A 16,185-nucleotide genomic window follows, 5' to 3' on the forward strand; every position below is an offset into this window, starting at 1 on the left:
GCGTGGCGGGCTGCCGTCGCGTCGGCAGCAGGCCCGTACTCGTCGGGACCCGGTGTCAGCACGCCCCGCCCCGGGCTCGTACGGTCAGCCGGTAGGCCAATTCCCGGTTCGCGGCGCTGCCCTCACCGCCCGTGATCCCAGGAGGCGTGTAGTCCTGCTTCTTGTAGCGGGACTTCGTCAGGTGGAAGCAGAAGGAGGTGTCCGCGCCGGCCGCCTGGACCGTGAAGTCACCGTCGGCGTCCGGGTGTCCGGATTCCGCGGAGGCGCCCACGCCCGACTCGGGAGCGCCGCCGCCTCCGTAGCGGACGACCCTCTCCTTGATGAGGGACGCGTAGTCGTCGAAGTAGGGGGTGTCGTGCGTCAGGGAGGACTCGCGGTACCAGTAGCCGTCCAGGTCGGCGGCGGCCTGGTGGGCGGCGTCGGTCAGCTCGTCGTCGCTCCAGCGCGCGTCGTTCGTCAGGGCCAGGGCCTGGGCGCCCTGCCAGACGCAGATCGCCGCCACGGCCAGGAAGAGCGCCCGCGCCAGCACGAAGGCCGACGTGGGGAGTTCACCGCCCGACGGGTAGGTGCGGCGGCGCACGGCGCGGACCCGGTCCGCTTTGACGCACGCCAGCGCCACCAGGAGGGCCGCCAGGACGAACAGGGCCCAGGCGAGCCCCGTCATGCCCCCCGCTCCGCCCCAGCCCGCCTGCGTCGCGCGTCGCGTACCGCCACCGCCGCGCCCGCGAGGGCGACGACGATCACCACCGCGCCGACCGCCGCGTACGTGGCCAGGCGGGTGTTGCGTTCGTCGGCTGTCTCGCCGAAGTGGACCGCGGCGAGGTCCGGCGGGTCGACGGTGGTGACGGCGCGGTCGGGGGTCGGGGACTCGGCGGGGTTCTTGGGGTCGGCGATCTCGGTGACCGCCTTGACCGGGTCGACGACGCCCCAGCCCACCCGGTTGTCGTGGCCCGGGATGGAGCGCTCAGCCGTCTGCTCGATCTGGGCGGCGACCTGCTGGGCCGTCCAGTCCTTGTGGTGCTGCTTGAGGAGCGCCGCCACCCCCGCCACGTACGGGGCCGAGAAGCTGGTGCCGTTGTCGGAGCAGTGGCCGCCCTTGGGGACCGTGGAGATCATGTCGACGCCGGGGGCCGCGACGCCGACCGCCGCGTTGGACTGGGAGAAGACGGCGCGCTCGTTGTTGCGGTCCGACGCGGCGACGGCCAGCACGCCCGGGTAGGAGGCGGGATAGGTGGCCTTCTGGTTGCCGCCCAGGCCGTCGTTGCCCGCGGAGGCGACGACCACGGCCTTGTGGGCGAGGGCGTTGTTCACCGCGCGCTCCAGGTTGGAGCCGGCGGCGAGCGCCTTCTCCGTGTCCTGGGAGATGTTGATGACGTCGGCCTTCATCTTCACCGCGTGGTCGATCGCCTGGGCGAGTTCGTCCGAGTCGCCGTGGCCCTCGGCGTCGTTCTGCTTGATCGGGATGATCGTGGCGTCGGGGGCGAGACCCACGAAGCCGGTGTTCTTCTCGTCCTTGCGGGCCGCGATGATGCCGGCGACGCGGGTGCCGTGGCCGACGGTGTCGGTGGTGCCGTGGCTGTTGCCCCGGTCGATCTTCTCGCCCTTGTCGTCCTTGGGGGGCAGGAAGTTGGCGCCGAGCGACGCCGCGACGGCCGTCTTGAGCTGCGGGTTCTGCGTGTCCACACCGGTGTCGATGACGGCCACCCGCACGCCCTTGCCGGTCGCGGTCGCCCACAGCGCGTCGAGGTTGACGCGTTGCAGCGACCACGGGCGGCCCTTGTAGTCCTTGCCGCCGAACGTGCATTCGCCGCTGTCCGCGAGAGCAGGCGCCGCGGGTAGCGCGAGCACCGACACGGAGGCCGTCAGGGCGGCGGCCGCCAGCAGCGCGCCCGGGCGCCGCAGGGCCCGCCCCCGGCGCGCCGACGGCTCCTGGCGCCGCACGCGGAGCGCGTGCGCGTGCGCGGCATTCTTCGTTGTTGTCGACATCAGTTGGTGACCCCTCCCGTTCCTGTCCCGTCGCGTCCGGCCGCCGCGCTACGAACCCTGCGGCTGGCCCGCGTCCGGCTTGGACAGGCGCGGACCCGTGGGCAGGAACGTGGACCAGGTCAGCGGGATCGGCCGGGGCGTCACCTGGTCGTAGCCGAGGAGCTTCTGCGTGGTCTGGGTCTCCTTCTCCAGTTCCTTGCGCTCCTTGTCGGACATGCCGACGCTCGTGTCGCTGGAGGTGCTGTCGCCGTTGGACTGCAACGCGTAGCGCAGGCCGGTGTCGGTGACGAGGAAGATCTGGCCGACCTTGGTCGCCGTGCCCTGGATCTGGCGGAAGACCTGGCCCGAGCCGGGCGTGACGTACGCGCTGGAGGAGCCGGTCGGCAGGTCGGCGGGGAAGTCGGTGCCGACCCAGGTGGAGAGCGTCGTGCCGTCGGCGCCGCCGACGTCGCGCAGGACATTGCAGGCGGTGTTGCGGCCGCTGGTGGCGCTCGTGCCGTCGTTCACGGTCTCGGGCTGGAGCGTGGGCCAGTCGGCGCGCTCGCCGTCGAACGCCTCCGCGTTCGCCACCGAGGCGGGGCTGACCTGCGCCGCCTGGCCGTTGGCGTTCACGTTCACGAGCTTCTCGCTGTTGAGCAGGAGGCGCGAGGTGAACTCGGAGATGCGTGCCACCTTGTTCTGCAGAACCACGTAGTACTGCGTCTTCGTGCCGTCGAGCGACTTGAGGACCGTACCGACCTTGTCGTACTTGGCGTTGCCGCTGCCCACCACGGCGTTGGCGGTCCGGCCGGGGGTGCCGGGGACGACGGGCATGGCGATGGGGGCGCCCGGGTGGAGCGTCTTCAACCACTCGGACGACACCCGCTGCGGTGCGCGCTGCTGGGTGTCGAGCGCGGTGAGCACTTCCGTCTGCGCCGGATCGGCGATCTCGTAGGCGGTGCCCCTGGCGTCCACGACGTACTGCTTCTTGGTGACCGAGTCGGCCACATACATGAGCTGGCCGCCCCTGAGCTGGTTGCGGCCCCCGGTCTTCTTCCAGTCCTTCTTGGCGAAGACGAACGCGGCCTTCTGTATGGCGCGGCCGCCGTCGCTGGGGCGCTCGCACACCATCCAGCGCTTGGCGGCCTCCGCCTCCTTGGCGCCGGGCAGGCGGTCGGGGGCGTACGGGATGCCGAGCGTGGCGCCGTGCGGGAGGTCGCCGTCGTCGAGGACGCCCTCGTCGACGGTGACGACCTTGTCCGTGTAGTCCTTGAGGAGCAGCTTGGCGGAGGCCATGTTCAGGACGGGGTGGAGCTGCTTCTGCTTGCCCGTCTTCAGGACGACGTACCGGGTGGTCGAGTCGCTGGCGACGACGACGTTCGTCGCGGTCTCGTCCCAGCCCTTCGGTGCGGTGGGGCTGAAGAGGCCGATGCCGCCGAAGACCGCGAGGATCACCACGCCCATGATGGTGCCGGGCAGCACCGCCCGCAGCGGCCGGGGCGCCCCTTCCTCCGACCCCGACGGTGAGGGCTGCACGAAGGACGCCAGGGTGCGGCGCTTCGCGAAGGTGTAGGCGTTGAGTTCGTCCCGCCGTGATGCCATCTGTGTCCGCTCTCTCCCCGTGCGGAGCCGTGGGGGCGCGTTCCCCCGACTTCGGTCGACCGGTGTCGACTGTGCGTGCCCCGGGCCGCCGAGCGAGTGTCGTGCGGCAGCCGTGGCTGTCAGACCCGGCCCCTACTATGCCTGTTACGCCGTTGTGCGTGTGGCACGGGTAGGGTGCTGAGGCCTTCCAAGCGGCCGGCACACCCTTGGCGAGGAAGCTTTGCGCGTGGGATTTCGGGAGAGTTCGGGGGGTTTGGAGTGATGGCTGGCGCAACGCGGGCCCGATCGCGGTCGCAATCGAGGTCACGATCGGGTGAGCGTTCTGGACAGGGTTCGCCGCAGGGCTCCCTTTCTCCTTCACAGATGTCACACATGCCTGCTCAGAGTGCGCCCGATCCCCGTACCGGCGCCGGCTCTCCCGCGCCGTACCGGGGGGCGGTGACCCCGCACCTGAAGTCGCGCTCCGGCCGCGGCGGTTCGTTCCGCGCCCAGCGGCTCGTGATGATCGAGCTGGCCGCCGCGCTGGTGGTGTGCGGGTGGGTGGCCGGCATGGTCGCGATGACGGTGACCTGCGTGGTCGCCGCGGTCCTGCTGCTGCTCGCTCTCGTCCGGCGCCGGGGGCGGTCCCTGCCGGAGTGGCTGGGCACCGTGCTCGCGATGCGGGCCCGGCGGCGCGGCGCGGCGAGCACCCCGGTGCCGCCGGGGACCGAGCCGGGCCTGGCGCCCGCCGTGGAGTGCGACCCGAGCCTGCGCACGTACAGCCTCAACCGCGGGGACGACCGTGACCAGCGGCCCGTCGGCATGGTCGGCGACGGCGGCTTCCTCACCGCCGTCCTCCAGGTCGAGTCGGACGCGACCGCGCTGCGCGCCGAGCGCAGCCGTCGCCCGCTGCCGGTCGCCCTGGTGCGCGATGCCCTCGAGGTGGACGGCATCCGCCTGGAGTCGGCGCAGATCGTGCTGCACACGCAGCCCGCGCCCGCCCTGCACCTGCCGCAGCAGTCGGTGGCCGTGAGCAATTACGCGCCGTTGCAGGCGCAGACCGGATCGCCCGCGGTACGGATCACCTGGATCGCGCTGAAGCTCGACCCCGAGCTGTGCCCGGAGGCGGTGGCCGCCCGTGGCGGCGGCGTGGTCGGGGCGCAGAAGTGCCTGGCGCGCGTCGCCGAGCACCTGTCGAGCCGACTGCGCGGCGCGGGGTTCCGGGCGAGTGTGCTCACCGAGGAGGAGCTGGTCTCCGCGGTCGCCACCTCGGCGTGCGCCAACCCGATGGTGACCGCGCAGGCCGGGCGGAGCGAGGCGCCGCAGCGGCGCACCGAGGAGTCCGGGCGCAGCTGGCGCTGCGACAACCGCCGGCACACCACCTACTGGGTGCGGCGCTGGCCCCAACTGGGCGCTGAGGGCGCGACGTTGCCGCAGCTCGTCGCCCAGCTGACGACGGTCCCCGCGCTCGCCACGACGTTCAGCCTGACGCTCGCCAAGGGCGACCAGCAGGACGTCACCCTCGCCGGGCACATCCGGATCACGGGCCGCAGCGACAGCGAGCTGACCACGGCCCGGCGGGATCTGGAGCGGGCCGCGCGCCAGGTGCGCACCGGGCTCGTCCGGCTCGACCGCGAGCAACTGCCCGGCGTCCTCGCCACCCTGCCGCTCGGAGGTGCCCGCTGATGGCCCTGACCAGCCAGCTTCCCGACCTCGCCGAGCGGCTGCGCACCGGCTTCGGCCTGCTCGGCCCGCGCCACCAGCGGCACGCCCTGTCCCCGGAGCAGCTCGACACCCTGGCGCTGCCCATCGGGGACGACGGCGTGGTCGTCGGTGTGGACGCCGAGGGGCAGCCCGCCGTCATGGGCATCAACCGCCCGACGCCGTACGACATCGTGCTCATCGGCGGCCTGTGGACGGCGCAGGTGCTCGCGCTGCGGGCGGCCGCGACGGGCGCGCGGGTCGCCGTGGAGACGGGCCGCGCGCCGCAGTGGGCGCAGCTCGTCCAGGCGGTCGGCGGCGGGCAGTCGGGCATGACGGTCCACGACGTGGGGCGGGTGCCCCCGCAGGGCGCGTCGGCGGGCGGCCCGGTGCTCGTCATCCGGGACTGCGGCATGCGGCCGCCGCGCGGGCGGGTGGCGTCCGCGCCCTGGCAGTCGGTGTTGACGCTGCTGCCGTACCTGAGTCCGGTCGCGCCGCGCCTGATGCGGCAGGCCAGGCTGGTCGGCGTGCAGCGGGTCTCCCCGGACGAGGCGACCGAGATCGGGCGCGTCGTCGGGCTGCCGCGCGGCGAGTACGAGTCGCTGCCGACGCTCGCCGACGGTGTGACGCTGTGGTGCACCGACCGCGACCGGCAGTACGTGATGACGCAGGCGACCGACGCCGAGACCGGATTGTTGGGAACGGCGCGACGGATGGACTGACGCGGCGTCCGCGGCGCCGGACCGTCCGGCCCCGGGCCGGCGCGGCCGCCGACGCGGCGAACTACCGCCCCTTTCCGGGCGATTCGGACAGGTGGCGGGGCCGGACGGTGCTCCTTCGTCACGTTTTGGTGTCCGTCCACGGCGGGTGCGGGGGCTGCCGGGCCCCGCGTGACGCAGCGGACATCCGTGACCGGGTGGACGGGCCTGCCGTGCACGTGGCTTTCGTGATTAGGCTGGGGCAGGACGTGTTGTGAGCGCTCGTGTACGGGTGCCGCAGATGTCAGGGGGCCAGGGGTCAGCCCGGCGGATCGACAGGAACGGTCGGCCCCCAGCACGGCACGAGGGTGCTCGACCACACCAGGAGGCATTGTGAACAGCGATCGGGACGGTATCCGCGGGGGCTGGGATTCGCCCGTCGATGATCAGTCCGACGCGGAGTCCAGTGCCGAGATGACGGGCGAGTTCACCATCGACTACGCCCCTCCGGCCTGGTACACGCAGAACGCGTCGGCGGCGGCACCCGAGCCGCCCGCGCCTCCGGTGCCGCCGGTTCCCGCGCCGGGCCCCGTCGCTCCGGCCCCGGCCCCGCCTGTCGCGGCCCCGGCCGCCCCCTTCGCGCCCATGCCGGACTCCGGTGCGGGGAGCGGGGACCTGGAGAGCGGCGCGACCATGAAGTTCTCCGCGGCCGCGCTGAAGCGGGAGTTCGCGGAGCTGGCCGCGCGCGACGACGAGGACGGGGCCGACGCGTCGGGCCGGGCGCCGGGTCAGGATCGCGCGGCGGGCGCGGCAGGCGCGGCGAGCACGGATCCGTCCGGTGCCGCCCCGGCCGCCGACGGCGACCCGTCGCCCCGGTCCTGGGTGACGGCCCAGGGCGCGGACGGCACGCCCGAGGCGCTGGGTACGGATGGCACGTCTGCTGGTCACGCCACGCCCAACACGCTGGGTACGCCCGACACTCAGGGCACGCACGGCACGCTGGGCACGCCTGACACTCAGGGCACGCCCAACACGCTGGGCACGCCAGACACCCACGGCACGCCCAACACGCTGGGCACGCCAGACACCCACGGCACGCCCGACACTCAGGGCACACACGGCACACTGGGCACGCCCGGCGCCGCCGGACAGCACAGCGCGCCCGGCCTCTCCGGCACCCCGGGCGCTCCGGACGAGGCCGCCGCCACGCCTGCCCGGCCCGTGGCCCAGCCCGCCGACCCCACCGCCGGCCTGGGCACCGCCCCGTCAGCCGCGGACACCACGACGGGCCCGGGCACCACGACAGGCCCGGACGCCCCCGCGGGCCTGAGTACGACGAGCCCTGGCATCACGACGGGCCCGGGCACTCCCGCAGGCCTGAGCACCACGACGGGCCCGGGCACCCCCGCAGGCCTGAGCACCACGACGAGCCCTGGCACCACGACGGACCCGGACCCCACGACGGCCCCGGGCGCTCCGGCGAGCCCGAGCCCCGTGACCGGCCCGGACACTCCCGCGGGCACGACCACCCCGGCCGCCCCGCCCGCCCCGGCGAACCCGGACGCCCCCGCGGGCCCGGACACCCCGGCGGCACTGCCGGACACCCCCGCTGGCACGCCCACCCCCGCCGCCCCGGACGCCCCCCAGCAGGCACCCGGAGCCGCCCCCGAGACCACCGCGGACGGCGACCACCAGCCCGGGACCGCCACCCCCGCCCCGTCCCCCGAAGCCGCCTCCGCGCCCCCCAGCGACGTACCGCATGCACCGCACGCACCGCACGCACCCGTCGCCCCGCCCGCTGCCTGGACTCCCCCGCCCGCTCCGGACGGTGGTGTCCCGCCCCTGCCGCCGGCGTTCCAGCCGGCCGCGCCGCCCGCAGCGCCGCAGTGGACCGACCCGGCGGCGTCCGCGCAGCAGCCGCCGGCCGCACCGCCCGCGGCCTGGCCCGGGCAGCCCGCCGCCCCCGGCCCGGCCGCAGCGGCACAGGCCGAACCGCAGCCCGGCTACGGCTTCCCCCCGGCCCACCCGGCCCAGCCGCAGCCGCCGGCCCAGGGACAGCCCCAGCCCGCCCCGCAGGCCCCCGCACCGCAATCCGGCTACGGCTTCCCGCAGGCCCAGGCCCAGCCCCCCGCGCAGGCCCAGGGCCACCCCCAGCCCCAGCCGGGCTACGGCTTCCCGCACCAGCAGCAGCCGCCCGTCCAGGGCCAGCCACCGCAGGACCCCCAGCAGCCCGGCGCCGGGTACGGCTTCCCGCAGCAGGCGGGCCCGGGCACGCCGCAGGCGCCCGCGCCGCAGCCCCCCTACGGCGCGCCGCAGCCGCCCGCCGCCGCGGACCCGGGTACGGGCACCGCCTGGCCGCAGCCGGTCCAGCACGACCAGCGCCAGCCCACGAACGTCGGCGGCGCCCCGCTCGGCTACACCGCGGCGGTGGAGCTGTCGGCCGACCGGCTGCTCAACAACAAGCGGCAGAAGGCGAAGAGCAGCCGCCCCGGCGGGGGCAACGCGCGCTTCAAGCTCGGCGGCAAGAAGGAGGAGGCCGAGCGGCAGCGCAAGCTGGAGCTGATCCGCACCCCGGTCCTGTCCTGCTACCGCATCGCCGTGATCAGCCTCAAGGGCGGCGTCGGCAAGACGACCACGACCACGGCGCTCGGTTCCACGCTCGCGACCGAGCGGCAGGACAAGATCCTCGCGATCGACGCCAACCCGGACGCGGGCACGCTCGGCCGCCGGGTGCGCCGCGAGACCGGCGCGACCATCCGCGACCTGGTGCAGTCGATCCCGCACCTGCACTCGTACATGGACATCCGGCGGTTCACGTCGCAGGCGCCGTCCGGCCTGGAGATCATCGCGAACGACGTGGACCCGGCGGTCTCGACGACGTTCAACGACGAGGACTACCGCAGCGCCATCGACGTGCTCGGCAGGCAGTACCCGATCATCCTGACCGACTCCGGCACCGGCCTGCTCTACTCCGCGATGCGCGGGGTCCTCGACCTGGCCGACCAGCTGATCATCATCTCGACCCCGTCGGTGGACGGCGCGAGCAGCGCGAGCACGACGCTCGACTGGCTCTCCGCGCACGGGTACGCGGATCTCGTGTCGCGCTCCATCACGGTCATCTCGGGGGTCCGGGAGACCGGCAAGATGATCAAGGTGGAGGACATCGTCAGCCACTTCGAGACGCGTTGCCGCGGGGTCGTCGTGGTCCCGTTCGACGAGCACCTGGCGGCCGGTGCCGAAGTGGACCTCGACATGATGCGGCCCAAGGTGCGGGAGGCGTACTTCAACCTCTCCGCGATGGTCGCCGAGGACTTCTCCCGCGCCCAGCAGCAGCAGGGCCTGTGGACCTCGGACGGCAACCCGCCGCCCACCATGGCCCCGCCGATGCCCGGCGGCCAGCAGCCCTACCCGGGGCAGCCGCCCTACCCCGGTCAGCAGCAGCCCTACCCGGGGCAGCAGCCGCCCGCGCCCTATCCGCCGCAGGGCGCACCCCAGGGTCCGCCGCAGGGCCCGCCGCCCGCGCAGCCGCAGCAGCCGGGGCCCCAGCCCGGCTGGCAGGTGCCCCCGCCCCCGCCGCAGGGCCACCAGCAGCCCGGGCAGCCGCAGCCCGGACAGCCGCAGCCCGAGCATCAGCAACCCGGGCAGCAGCCGCAGCCGCCGCAGCAGCAGTCCGGCCCGCCGCCGGCTTGGCAGCAGCAGCCGCCGCAGCAGTAGGAGCAAGGGGAGCAAGGGGAGCAACGCGCCGAAAGGCCCGCACCGTTGGACGGTGCGGGCCTTTCGCGTGTACTGGTGCCTACCGCCGCGTTACGGGCGCCACCCCCTGGCCTGCAAAGCGTCACAGGTCTCGACCAATGTGCGTGAAATACCGGTCAACTCGTTATTTCCGCAGGCCACATGGGGTTCGCGGGCCGTTGACGTGCGTCAACTGCCGCTGATAAACCAACACTTCATTCCACCTGAACAATTCAAGTCCAGCCATGCTGTGCGAGCGATGCGTGAGGTCACCGACCGATGGATACAACGGCCCAGCAAGATCAGCACCACAGAACGGCACGCGCCGGACGGCGCGGCGTCCGGCTCTTCCTCGCGGCCGGTGCCGCCGCCTTCACCCTGACGGCGGGCCTCGCCACGCCGCTCAACCCCGCTCCCCAGCAGGCCGAGGCCAAGGCCGACAGCGGTAAGAAGACCCTGACGGTGGCGCTCGCGCAGAGCGTCGACTCGCTCAGCCCGTTCCTGGCCCAGCGCTTGGTCAGCACCAGCATCCACCGCCTGATGTACGAGTACCTGACCAACTACGACCCGAAGGACAACCACGTCGTCCCGGGCTTCGCCACGAAGTGGGAATCCTCGTCCGACAAGTTGACGTGGACGTACACCATCCGGTCGAACTCGAAGTGGTCCGACGGCCAGAAGGCGACGGCCAAGGACGCGGCCTTCACCTTTAACAAGATGATGACCGACGAGGGCGCGGCGACGGCCAACGGCTCGTTCGTCGGCAACTTCAAGAAGGTCACCGCGCCCAGCGACACCCAGCTCGTCATCGAGCTGAAGAAGCCGCAGGCGACCATGACGGCGCTCGACGTCCCGATCGTGCCGGAGCACGTCTGGAAGGACGTCAAGGACTACGCGAAGTTCAACAACGACCAGAAGTTCCCGGTCGTCGGCAACGGCCCGTTCGTCCTGACCGACTACAAGACCGACCAGTACGTGAAGCTGAAGGTCAACAAGGACTTCTGGCGCAAGTCGAAGACGCCGCAGTTCGACGAGATCGTCTTCAAGACGTACAAGGACCAGGACGCCGCGGTCGCCGCCCTGCGCAAGGGCGAGGTCTCCTTCGTCGCCGGCTCCCCCGCGCTGACCCCCGCCCAGGCCGCGTCCCTCAAGGGCGAGAAGAACATCAAGGTCAACGAGGGGCCGGGCCGCCGCTTCTACGCGATCGCGGTCAACCCGGGGTGGCAGACCAAGGACGGCAAGAAGTTCGGCGACGGCAACAAGGCGCTGCTCGACCAGAAGGTGCGCCAGGCGCTCTTCCGCGCGGTCGACACCAAGACCATCGTCGACAAGGTCTTCCAGGGCCACGCCGTGCAGGGCGAGGGGTACATCCCGCCGCGCTTCGGCGAGTACTTCTGGCAGCCCTCGGACGCCCAGAAGCTGGGCTACGACGCCACGGCCGCGGGCAAGATGCTCGACGAGGCGGGCTACCCGCTCAAGGGCGGCAAGCGCGTCGGCAAGGACGGCAAGCCGCTCGACCTGCGGATGCTGTGCCACGCCACCGACCCGAACGACAAGGCGGTCGGCAAGTACCTCAAGGAGTGGTGGGGCAAGATCGGCGTCGGCCTCAAGCTCAACTGCGTCGACGACGTCTCCGTGCCCTGGTACGCGGGTGAGTACGACCTCGCCTTCGACGGCTGGTCGGTCAACCCGGACCCGGACTTCGTCCTCGGCATCCACACCTGCGCCGCCCTGCCCACCAAGGCACGCGAGACCGCGGCGACCGACAACGGCATCTGCGACAAGACGTACGACGACCTCTACAACAAGCAGCTGGCCGAGTACGACCCCGCCAAGCGGGCCGGTTACGTCAAGCAGATGGAGTCGTGGCTGTACGACTCCGGGTACATGAACGTCATGGCGTACCCGAACGCCGTCGAGGCGTACCGCACCGACCAGATCAAGTCCATCGAGACGATGCCCACGGCGGCCGGCAACATCTACGGCCAGGACGGCTACTGGAGCTGGTGGTCGGCGCAGCCCGCGTCCGCGTCGAGCGACGGTTCGGATTCCTCGGGGTCCTCCACGGGCATCGTGATCGGCATCGTGATCGCCGCGCTCGTCGTCATCGGCGGCGGCGTCCTGTTCGCCATGCGGCGCAGGACCACGGCGGACGACCGCGAGTAGGTTCCCCACCGCGTACCGGTCACCACCCGCACGAGTAACGAGAGTTCGCATGAACCATGACAGCTGACAGCACTCCCGCGCTCGTGCAGTCCGCGGACGCGTCCGACGGCGACCCGGCCATCCCGGCCGGGGCGGCGCCGGGCGCCCGCGGCCCACGGGCCCGCACCACCACGGCGTACCTCCGGTACGCGGCGGCGAAGATCGCGGGCGCGATCGTCTCGCTCTTCGCCGTCCTCGTCACCAGCTTCTTCCTCTTCCGCCTCATCCCGAGCGACCCGGTCAAGCAGATGACCGGCGGCAAGCGGGTCTCCGAGCAGCAACTGGAGAACCTGCGCCACCAGTTCGGCCTCGACCAGCCGCTGTGGCAGCAGTTCACGTCGTACATCGGGGACGCGCTCACCGGCGACTTCGGTACCTCGTACCAGTTCCACACACCCGTCATCGACAAGATCACCGACGCGCTCCCGGCGACGCTGCTGCTGACCGGCACGGCGTACGTGCTGTACTCGGCGCTCGGCCTCTGGCTGGGCACGCGCACGGCGTGGCGCAACGGTTCGCGCAGCGACCGCTTCAACACGGCGTTCGCGCTGACCCTCTACTCCATCCCGTCGTTCTGGCTCGGACTGCTGCTGATCATCGTCTTCGCGGTGGGCATCGGGCCGATCCCGGGCATGTTCCCGACCGGCGGCCTCGAATCGGGCGGCGAGAGCGGCTTCGCGTACGTCATCGACGTCGCGCACCATCTGATCCTGCCGGTCATCACGCTCGTCGCGGTCGGCTACGCGCAGACGCTGCTCGTCATGCGCTCCTCGCTCCTGGACGAGATGGGCAGCGACTATCTGACGACCGCGCGGGCCAAGGGGCTGCGGGACGACGTGGTGCGCCGCAAGCACGCGGTGCCGAACGCGATGCTGCCCACGTTCACGCTGATGTTCGTCAACCTCGGGCACGTCGTCGCCGGGCAGATCCTCGTCGAGACGGTCTTCTCCTGGCCGGGTCTCGGCGGCCTGTTCTACTCGGCCCTGTCCGTGCCCGATCTCCCGCTCGTCCAGGGCCTGTTCTTCGTCTTCGCCACCGCGGTGATCCTCGCGAACACCCTCGCCGACATCCTCTATCCGCTGCTCGACCCGAGGGTGGGCCGATGACGACCGAGACCGCGCCCGTCACGAAGACGGGCGATCCGCGGGCGCTGGCACGCGCCCGCAAGCGCCAGTCCCTGGCCCGCTTCTGGCGCGCGTACCGCGCGCACCGCAGCGGGCTGTGGGGGCTCGGCCTGCTCATCCTGATCGCGCTCATCGCGGTGCTCGCGCCTGTCCTGGTCGGCGCGGACGCGCAGAGCGTGACGGACGCGCCCGGCGGCCCGCTGGAGGGACCGAGCGGCGAATTCCCACTCGGCACCGACCAGTTCGGCCGCAGCGTGCTCGCGCTCCTCGTCTACGGGGCCCGGGTCTCGCTCACCGTGGGTCTGCTCGCCGCGTTCCTGTGCGTGGCCATCGGCACGGTCATCGGGATCGTCGCGGGGCACTTCCGCGGCTGGTACGCGACCGTGCTCATGCGGATCACGGACTGGTTCCTGGTGATGCCGACACTGGTGCTCGCCATCGCGCTCGCCACGGTGATGGACCGCTCCATGTGGACGGTGATCATCGCGATCGGCGTGACGACCTGGCCGACGACGGCCCGGCTGGTCCGCGCCCAGACCCTGGCCGTGGAATCCCGCCCGTACATCGAGCGCTCCCGGGCGCTCGGCGGCGGCCACGGCCACATCATGACCCGGCACGTGCTGCCGAACGTGATGCCGCTGGTCCTCGCCCAGACCACGATGATCATCTCGTCCGCGATCCTGACGGAGGCGACCCTCGCCTTCCTCGGCCTCTCCGACCCGACGATCACGTCCTGGGGCGGCATGCTCCAGGACGCACGCGAGGCGGGCGCGGTCAGCGCGGGCGACTGGTGGTACCTGGCCCCGCCCGGCATCGCCATCGCCGTCGTGGCGCTCGCCTTCACGCTGTGCGGACGCGCCGTCGAGTCCGTCCTGAACCCGAAACTGGGGGCCCGGTCATGACGCTGCTCCAGGTGAACGACCTGACGGTGACGTACGCCGGCGGGGCGCAGGCCGTGCGCGGAGTGAACCTGTCCGTCGAGGCGGGCAGCAAGCTCGGCATCGCGGGCGAGTCCGGCTGCGGCAAGTCGACGCTGGCACTGGCGCTCCTGCGGCTGCTGCCCGCCGGGACCAAGGTCACCGGCGAGATCCTCCTCAACGGCGAGGACGTCCTGACGATGAAGTGGGGCCGGGTCCGCGCGGTGCGCTGGGCCGGCGCCTCCATCGTCTTCCAGGGCGCCATGCACTCGCTCAACGCGGTGCACCGCATCGGCGACCAGATCGCCGAGCCGATCCTGCTGCACAAGAAGGCGACGCAGGCGGACGCCAGGAAGAAGGTCGCCGAACTCCTCGAACACGTCGGGCTGCCCGCGGCGCGCGCGGCGGCGTACCCGCACGAGCTGTCCGGCGGGCAGCGCCAGCGCGTGATGATCGCGATGGCGCTCGCCTGCGAGCCCGAGCTGATCGTCGCGGACGAGCCGACGACCGCCCTCGACGTGATGATCCAGGCCCAGATCCTGCGCCTGATCGAGCAGTTGGTGGCCGAGCAGGAGGTCGGCCTCATCATGATCAGCCACGACCTCGCGGTCCTCTCCGACACCTGCGACCGGCTCGCCGTGATGTACGCGGGCCGCGTCGTCGAGGAGGGCCCGGCGGCCGAGGTCTACGAGAACGCGCTGCACCCGTACGGCAACGCCCTCTCCGCGGCGTTCCCGACCATCGGCGACCCGGCCTCCCGGTTCGCCCCGCGCGGCCTGCCCGGCGATCCGCCCGACCCCTCCGCGCTGCCCCCGGGCTGCACCTTCCACCCGCGCTGCCCGGTGGCGCTGGACGTGTGCGCCGTCGAGGACCAGCCGCTGCGCGAGGCGGGGGGCGGGCGCCGCGCGGCGTGCGTGCACGTGAGGGGTCCGGACGGGACGCCGGCACCGGACGTCGAGGCAAGGAGCACCACCGCATGACGGCGCACGCTGTGACGGACACCCGGACCCTGCTCTCCGCGGACCAGCTGAAAGTGACGTTCCCCGGGCGGCGCGGCGCCCCCGGGGCGCGGGCGGTGGACGGAGTCGACCTGGACATCGCGCGCGGCGAGATCGTGGCCCTGGTCGGCGAGTCCGGCTGCGGCAAGACGAGTCTGGCGCGCACGCTGCTCGGTCTCGAACGGCCGACGGCCGGGCAGGTCACCTTCGCCGGGGCGCCGCTGGAGTACGGCTCGCGCGCGCTCAAGGCGTACCGGAAGCGGGTGCAGCTGGTGCTGCAGGACCCGAGCGGTTCGCTCAACCCGCGGCACACCGTCTACGACGCGGTGGCGGAGGGGCTGCGCATCCACGGGTACGGCGGGGACGAGCGCGAGGCCGTCGCCGGCGCGCTGTCCCGGGCCGGGCTGCGGCCCCCCGAACGGTTCTTCCTGCGCTACCCGCACGAGCTGTCCGGCGGGCAGCGGCAGCGGGTCGTCATCGCGGGCGCCCTGGTCCTGGAGCCCGAACTCATCGTCGCCGACGAGCCGGTGGCCTCCCTCGACGCGTCGGTACGCGGCGAGATCCTGGCGCTGCTGCTCAGGCTCCGCGACGAGCTGGGGCTCTCGGCGCTCGTCGTCACGCACGACCTGGGGCTCGCCTGGAACATCGCGGACCGGGTGGCGGTGATGTATCTGGGCCGGATCGTGGAGACGGGGGCGGTGGAGGAAGTACTGACCTCGCCGCGACATCCCTACACGCAGGCCCTGTTGTCGGTGCTGCCCGAGGCGCCGGGTGAGCCGGTGGTGCTCAGCGGGGAGCCGCCGGACCCGTCCCGGATCCCCGGGGGGTGCCGCTTCCACGCGCGGTGCCAGGTCCTGGCCTCCGGGGAGGCCGAGCGGGCCGGGGTCTCCGACGCCTGCCGCACGGTGGACCTGCCGGTCCTGGCCGGCGGCGCGGAGGCCCAGGTGGCCTGCCACTGGGCTCGCGCCCGGGGGGTGGCGCCTTAGCAGGTGCGGTGCGGGTGGCCGCGGGCCGGTGGGGGTCTCTTCGCGGGGGCGTCGCGCGGAGTGTGGGTGACCGCGGGCCGGTTGGGGTCCCTTCGCGGGGGCGTCGCGCGGAGTGTGGGTAACCGCGGGCCGGTTGGGGCGCCATAGCGTCTGCCTTCCGCGGAGTACCGGGCAGCTGCGGGCCGGTGGGGCTTCTCGCGCAGTTCCCCGCGCCCCCGAAAGCTGCGGCTTCGCCGCGCTTCCCCCTGGAGATCGCGCACGAAGTGCGCATCTCCAGG

At 72.7% G+C, this 16,185-nt stretch carries 11 protein-coding genes; 8 read left to right on the plus strand and 3 right to left on the minus strand.

What is annotated here, in order from left to right; all coding sequences use genetic code 11:
* Positions 1 to 55 precede the first annotated feature (55 nt).
* The 3 genes from ACIBW6_RS33485 to eccB are packed head-to-tail and all read right to left on the minus strand — an operon-like array spanning position 56 to position 3,567.
* Positions 56 to 664, minus strand: coding sequence for a hypothetical protein (locus tag ACIBW6_RS33485; protein ID WP_399066437.1), 609 nt, complete (start codon positions 662 to 664; stop codon positions 56 to 58).
* On the minus strand, positions 661 to 1,986 hold the full coding sequence (gene mycP, locus ACIBW6_RS33490) for a type VII secretion-associated serine protease mycosin (RefSeq protein WP_399066439.1): 1,326 nt from the start codon (positions 1,984 to 1,986) through the stop codon (positions 661 to 663). The genes ACIBW6_RS33485 and mycP overlap by 4 nt, the downstream gene beginning before the upstream one ends.
* Positions 1,987 to 2,034: 48 nt before the next feature.
* On the minus strand, positions 2,035 to 3,567 hold the full coding sequence (gene eccB / locus ACIBW6_RS33495; protein ID WP_399066441.1) for a type VII secretion protein EccB: 1,533 nt from the start codon (positions 3,565 to 3,567) through the stop codon (positions 2,035 to 2,037).
* A gap of 261 nt (positions 3,568 to 3,828) precedes the next feature.
* On the opposite strand from eccB, the gene eccE reads away from it, so the two are divergent.
* The 8 genes from eccE (at position 3,829) to ACIBW6_RS33535 (ending at position 15,907) form a co-directional block, all read left to right on the plus strand.
* The gene (eccE, locus tag ACIBW6_RS33500; protein ID WP_399066443.1) at positions 3,829 to 5,232 is read left to right on the plus strand and encodes a type VII secretion protein EccE; all 1,404 of its coding nucleotides are present in this window, start codon (positions 3,829 to 3,831) and stop codon (positions 5,230 to 5,232) included.
* Entirely contained in the window at positions 5,232 to 5,969 is a 738-nt protein-coding gene (locus ACIBW6_RS33505) for a hypothetical protein (protein WP_399066445.1), read from the plus strand. The genes eccE and ACIBW6_RS33505 overlap by 1 nt, the downstream gene beginning before the upstream one ends.
* A 369-nt stretch (positions 5,970 to 6,338) precedes the next feature.
* Positions 6,339 to 9,659 carry an SCO5717 family growth-regulating ATPase gene (locus ACIBW6_RS33510; RefSeq protein ID WP_399066447.1) on the plus strand — a complete coding sequence of 1,107 codons (3,321 nt, stop codon included), beginning with the start codon at positions 6,339 to 6,341 and terminating at the stop codon, positions 9,657 to 9,659.
* Between the two features lie 297 nt (positions 9,660 to 9,956).
* Positions 9,957 to 11,843, plus strand: a complete 1,887-nt coding sequence (locus ACIBW6_RS33515; RefSeq protein ID WP_399066448.1) for an ABC transporter substrate-binding protein — start codon at positions 9,957 to 9,959, stop codon at positions 11,841 to 11,843.
* Positions 11,844 to 11,899: 56 nt separating this feature from the next.
* Positions 11,900 to 12,988, plus strand: a complete 1,089-nt coding sequence (locus ACIBW6_RS33520) for an ABC transporter permease (protein ID WP_399066450.1) — start codon at positions 11,900 to 11,902, stop codon at positions 12,986 to 12,988.
* Entirely contained in the window at positions 12,985 to 13,908 is a 924-nt protein-coding gene (locus ACIBW6_RS33525; RefSeq protein ID WP_399066452.1) for an ABC transporter permease, read from the plus strand. The genes ACIBW6_RS33520 and ACIBW6_RS33525 overlap by 4 nt, the downstream gene beginning before the upstream one ends.
* Positions 13,905 to 14,903 carry an ABC transporter ATP-binding protein gene (locus ACIBW6_RS33530; RefSeq protein WP_399066454.1) on the plus strand — a complete coding sequence of 333 codons (999 nt, stop codon included), beginning with the start codon at positions 13,905 to 13,907 and terminating at the stop codon, positions 14,901 to 14,903. Before ACIBW6_RS33525 ends, ACIBW6_RS33530 begins: the two co-directional genes overlap by 4 nt.
* Positions 14,900 to 15,907 carry an oligopeptide/dipeptide ABC transporter ATP-binding protein gene (locus tag ACIBW6_RS33535; RefSeq protein ID WP_399066456.1) on the plus strand — a complete coding sequence of 336 codons (1,008 nt, stop codon included), beginning with the start codon at positions 14,900 to 14,902 and terminating at the stop codon, positions 15,905 to 15,907. Before ACIBW6_RS33530 ends, ACIBW6_RS33535 begins: the two co-directional genes overlap by 4 nt.
* Positions 15,908 to 16,185 lie beyond the last annotated feature (278 nt).

The organism is Streptomyces sp. NPDC049813 (assembly GCF_044465085.1).
GTDB lineage: Bacteria > Actinomycetota > Actinomycetes > Streptomycetales > Streptomycetaceae > Streptomyces.